The 4,773-nt window shown below is 69.6% G+C and carries 5 protein-coding genes; 4 read left to right on the forward strand and 1 reads right to left on the reverse strand.

Going from position 1 to position 4,773, the window contains the following annotated elements:
- Nucleotides 1-128: 128 nt before the first annotated feature.
- The 3 genes from QN345_RS15640 to purM are packed head-to-tail and all read left to right on the forward strand — an operon-like array spanning nucleotide 129 to nucleotide 3,361.
- Complete coding sequence (locus QN345_RS15640; protein WP_174774615.1) at nucleotides 129-542, forward strand: hypothetical protein; 414 nt, start codon at nucleotides 129-131, stop codon at nucleotides 540-542.
- Nucleotides 543-563: 21 nt separating this feature from the next.
- Nucleotides 564-2,261 (forward strand): amidophosphoribosyltransferase, encoded by a 1,698-nt coding sequence (gene purF, locus QN345_RS15645; protein ID WP_241975368.1) that lies wholly within the window; start codon nucleotides 564-566, stop codon nucleotides 2,259-2,261.
- Nucleotides 2,258-3,361 (forward strand): phosphoribosylformylglycinamidine cyclo-ligase, encoded by a 1,104-nt coding sequence (gene purM / locus QN345_RS15650; protein ID WP_134446235.1) that lies wholly within the window; start codon nucleotides 2,258-2,260, stop codon nucleotides 3,359-3,361. The genes purF and purM overlap by 4 nt, the downstream gene beginning before the upstream one ends.
- A gap of 226 nt (nucleotides 3,362-3,587) precedes the next feature.
- Here purM and QN345_RS15655 read toward each other — a convergent pair whose 3' ends face one another.
- On the reverse strand, nucleotides 3,588-3,821 hold the full coding sequence (locus QN345_RS15655) for a DUF3073 domain-containing protein (RefSeq protein ID WP_134446236.1): 234 nt from the start codon (nucleotides 3,819-3,821) through the stop codon (nucleotides 3,588-3,590).
- Between the two features lie 187 nt (nucleotides 3,822-4,008).
- Here QN345_RS15655 and QN345_RS15660 point away from each other — a divergent pair.
- Nucleotides 4,009-4,773: FAD-dependent oxidoreductase (locus QN345_RS15660; protein ID WP_323508841.1), on the forward strand; the 765-nt coding region annotated here is incomplete at its 3' end.

The following is a 4,773-nucleotide window of genomic DNA, read 5'->3' on the forward strand; positions in this document are numbered from 1 at the left end:
GACGAGGTCCATGTTCGCGCTTCCGAGCACCGCAATCCTGTTCACCCGTCCAGTGTCGCACCCGCGCCACGTCCCGCCCCGTGCCGGCTCCCGGCGCACTCCCGGGGCGCGCGTGCGAGAATGTCCCCATGAGCGCAACCGAGCAGCCAGGGAACGACATCGCCCCCGTGCAGCCCGCCCCGGGCGCGGCCGTCCCCGAAGTCCTCGTCGGCCAGGCCGCGGCGACCGTACGTCGCTCCCCGCGCTACCTCAACTTCATGATCGTCGGCGCCGTCCTCGGGGCGGTCACCGCGCTGATCCTCACCGTCGGCTTCCCCCAGACGGCCGAATTCGGACTCCTCCAGGTCTTCGGATTCCTCCTCCTCGTCGGGGTCGTCGTAGGCCTCGCGCTCGGTGCGCTCGTGGCGATCGTGATCGACCGATTCACCGTTCGCTCGGTCCAGACGATCGTCGTCGATAGACTGGGCGTCTACGGCGTGAGCGAGACGAACGCTCCCTCCGAGGCAGACGACCCCCCAACATCCAGCGCTAATACGCTGTAAAGATAGTTAAGAGGCATCGATTTGGCTGGTGGCGACGGACTTCTCGGTCACGATCTCTTGCAGGGCGAGAAGGGGCCACAGGATGCCTGTGGCGTCTTCGGCGTGTGGGCTCCCGGTGAAGAGGTGGCCAAGCTCAGCTACTTCGGGCTGTACGCCCTGCAGCACCGCGGCCAGGAATCGGCCGGAATCGCGACGAGCGACGGCAGCAAGATCCTGATCTACAAGGACATGGGCCTCGTCGCCCAGGTCTTCAACGAGGCGGCGCTGAGCACCCTCATCGGTCACATCGCGGTCGGGCACACCCGCTATTCGACAACGGGATCCTCGAGCTGGCAGAACGCCCAGCCGACCCTCGGCCGCACCTCGAGCGGAACCGTCGCCCTCGGCCACAACGGCAACCTGACCAACACGGCCGAGCTGCTCCAGCTCGTGCACGAGCGCTACCCGAAGGTCGAGGGCGAACTCGCCCGCGGCAACACCACGGACACCGCCGTCATCACCGCCCTCTTCACCGGGGACCTCGACCACACCCTCGAGGCCACCGCGCTCGAGGTGCTCCCGCGCCTGCGAGGCGCCTACTGCCTCGTCTTCATGGACGAAACCACCCTCTACGCCGCCCGCGACCCCCAGGGCGTGCGCCCGCTCGTCCTCGGCCGGCTCGAGCGCGGCTGGGTCGTCGCCTCAGAGACCGCTGCCCTCGACATCGTCGGGGCGAGCTTCGTCCGCGAGGTCGAACCCGGCGAGCTCATCACGATCGACGAGAACGGCCTCCGCTCGCAGCGGTTCGCCGAGTCCAAGCCCGCCGGCTGCGTCTTCGAGTACGTCTACCTCGCCAGGCCGGACACCACGATCGCCGGCCGCGGCGTGCACGAGGCCAGGGTCGAGATGGGCCGCCGCCTCGCCGCCGAGTACCCCGTCGAGGCCGACCTTGTGATCCCGACCCCCGAGTCCGGCACCCCGGCCGCGATCGGCTACGCCCAGGCATCCGGGATCCCGTTCGGCCAGGGCCTCGTCAAGAACTCCTACGTCGGCCGTACGTTCATCCAGCCGTCAGAGACGATCCGCCAGCGTGGCATCAAGCTCAAGCTCAACCCGCTCAAGGCCGTGATCAAGGGCAAGCGCCTCATCGTCGTCGACGACTCGATCGTGCGCGGCAACACCCAGCGCGCCCTGGTCAGCATGCTCCGCGAGGCCGGCGCCGCCGAGGTGCACGTGCGCATCTCGAGCCCGCCGATCACCTGGCCGTGCTTCTACGGCATCGACTTCGCCTCCCGGGCCGAACTCATCGCGACCGGCCTCGGTGTCGACGAGGTGCGCCAGGCCATCGGCGCCGACTCCCTCGGCTACCTCTCGCCTGAGGGCATGATCGCCGCGACCGAGCAGCCGCGCGAGCGGCTCTGCACCGCGTGCTTCACGGGCGTCTACCCGATCCCGCTGCCCGACGCCCTGCACCTCGGCAAGAACCTGCTCGAGCGCACCGCCCCGGTCGGGTCGACCGATTCGACGCGGTCGACGGCGTCCGCAGGCTCGCCGGTCGTCGCGAGCGACGCATCCGTCGCCGCAGCAGAGGCCTCCCGCACATCAGACGGATGCGACCCGGGCCCCGACGCGGAATACGAACCGCTCCTCGACCCGGCTTCGATGCGGGCGAGCACGCGAACCCCCGTGCGCGGCACCCAGGGACAGTTCATGATCGGCGATCCAGGAAGACAAGAATGAGCAACGCATCGTACGCGGCAGCCGGAGTCGACACCGAGGCGGGTGACCTCGCCGTCTCGTTGATGAAGGCGGCCGTCTCGCGCACCCACGGCGCAGAGGTGCTCGGCGGTTTCGGCGGTTTCGCCGGGCTCTACGACGCCTCGTTCCTCACCGCGTACAAGCGCCCGTTGCTCGCGACCTCGACCGACGGCGTCGGCACCAAGGTCGCGATCGCCCAGGCCATCGACAAGCACGACACCATCGGCCAGGACCTCGTCGGCATGGTCGTCGACGACATCGTCGTGGTCGGCGCCCGCCCGCTCTTCATGACCGACTACATCGCCTGCGGCCGGGTCGTGCCCGAGCGCATCGCCGAGATCGTCGGCGGCATCGCCCGCGCCTGCGCCGAGACCGGCACCGCCCTCATCGGCGGAGAAACCGCGGAGCACCCGGGGCTCCTCGGCCCCGACGACTACGACGTCGCGGGAGCGGCCACCGGGGTCGTCGAGGGCGACCAGGTGCTCGGCGCCGAGCGCGTTCGCGCGGGTGACGTCGTCGTCGCGCTCGCCTCCTCCGGCCTGCACTCCAACGGCTTCTCGCTCGTCCGGCACATCCTCGCCGAACGGGGCATCGGCTACACCGACACGTCCGACGAACTCGGCGGGGTCGTCGGCGAAGTACTCCTCGAGCCGACCCGGCTCTACACCGGACCGCTGCTGAGCGTGCTCGCCGACCCCGAACTCGCCGGCGCGGTGCACTCGCTCAGCCACGTCACGGGCGGCGGCATCGCCGCGAACCTCGCCAGGGTCCTCCCGATCGGCGCGTGGGTCGAAGTGGACAGGTCGACCTGGTCGCCCGCCCCCGTGTTCCGGGTGCTGAGCGCCTTCGCGGGCAGCACCCTGGAGAGTTCTGAAGGCACCTGGAACCTCGGCGTCGGCATGTTCGCCGTCGTCGCAGCGGATGCCGCGTCCTCGGTCATCGCGAGCCTCGCGGCCGACGGCATCCCGGCCTGGGTCGCCGGACGCGTGTCCACGGCCCCGCACGACCTCACCGGCTTCGTGCAGGGTGCCAAGGGCGTCAACGGCGGCGCTGTGCGCCTGGTCGGCGGCTACGCGGCCTGACGCGCCCGCGCCGCGGCATCCGCCGCGGCATCCGCCGGTGCCGAGGGTTACCTTTCCGGTCGAGAGCGACCGGTAGACCGGGAAATCTCGACCGGAAAGGTCACTTTCGCGCAGCGCCTATGAGCGAATGCTGCCAACTCGCTGGGTACCGCGCGGTCAGCGCGGTGCGGATGCCTGCACAGACAAAACGGGCGCCGAGAGTGGCGCCCGGTACAGGGAACGGCGGTCAGGCGCGCTTCTGCTCGTCTTCGGTCGCGTAGGTGTCGACGTATCGGTCGGGTTCCTCGGAGGTACCCGGCTCGTACTCCGGCCACTTGGCCAGATCCTCGTCGAGACGCTCGTCGTCCACGGGATGCCCCGTGAGCTCGCGTTCGAGCGCGTTGTAGTTGGTGTCCGGGCTGAAATACTTCAGCTCACGGGCGACCTTGGTGTGCTTTGCTTTTTGACGGCCGCGCCCCATGCGAGACCCCCTAACGATGCCAGGCCAGGTGAGGAATGAGTCACCCGGGAGTTGCCGAACGGAATGGTGAAAACTAGGCGCTAGTTTAGCATGGTGGGCCTGAAGGCCCGCTTGTGGCTCGGAGGGCGAACCGCGGCGCACACAGTGATCTTACGCCGGACGTACGCTGGTGAAGAGGGGGGACGCGATGTCGAGTGACGCGAGCGTTCCCGTCGTCATCGTCGGAGCGGGGCAAGCCGGCCTCGCGGTCGCCTACTACCTGCGCAAATTCGAGCTGATCCCGGGGCGCGACTTCGTGCTCTTCGACCGCGGCCCGGACGCGGGCGGCGCGTGGCAGCACCGCTGGGCGGGACTCCGTCTCGGGTCGGCGCACCGGGTGAACGACCTGCCCGGCATGAGCGAACTCGGCCTGAGCTTTGCGACGGCTGACCGTGACCGCCCCGCCAGGGACGTCGTCACCGAGTACTACCGCAGGTACGAGGAGCACTTCGACCTCAGGGTCGTTCGACCCGTCACTGTCACCGCCGTGTTCAATCGCAGTGCCGACCTCGTGATCCGAAGCGCGTCGCCTGGGTTCGGCGACCACGAGACGACCGCCCGCCTGCTCGTCAACGCCTCAGGAACCTGGGGCGCCCCGTTCGTGCCGCACTATCCGGGAGCAGCGAGTTTCGCCGGACAGCAGCTGCACACCTCGGGCTACCGGGCGGCCGAGGATTTCGCCGGCCGGAGGGTCGTCGTCGTCGGCGGCGGGACATCCGCCATCGGGTTCCTGCTCGAGCTCGAACACGTCGCCGCCGAACTGACCTGGGCCTCACGGCGCCCGATCGACTGGGTGCACACCGATCAGCTCGACCTCGAGGGGGCGTCGGCCGCGGTCGCCGCCCAGGACGAGGCCGCCCGGTCCGGTCGCGCGCTGCCGAGCATCGTGAGCGGGACCGGCGTGCCCGTGAGT

The organism is Cryobacterium sp. 10I1 (assembly GCF_035019805.1).
Taxonomy (GTDB): Bacteria; Actinomycetota; Actinomycetes; order Actinomycetales; family Microbacteriaceae; genus Cryobacterium; species Cryobacterium glucosi.

Excerpts from the sequence above, each read along its gene's own strand:
- QN345_RS15655 (WP_134446236.1), bottom strand. The coding sequence starts at position 3,821 with ATGGGGCGCGGCCGTCAAAAAGCAAAGCACACCAAGGTCGCCCGTGAG.
- QN345_RS15640 (WP_174774615.1), top strand. The coding sequence starts at position 129 with ATGAGCGCAACCGAGCAGCCAGGGAACGACATCGCCCCCGTGCAGCCC.
- purM (WP_134446235.1), top strand. The coding sequence starts at position 2,258 with ATGAGCAACGCATCGTACGCGGCAGCCGGAGTCGACACCGAGGCGGGT.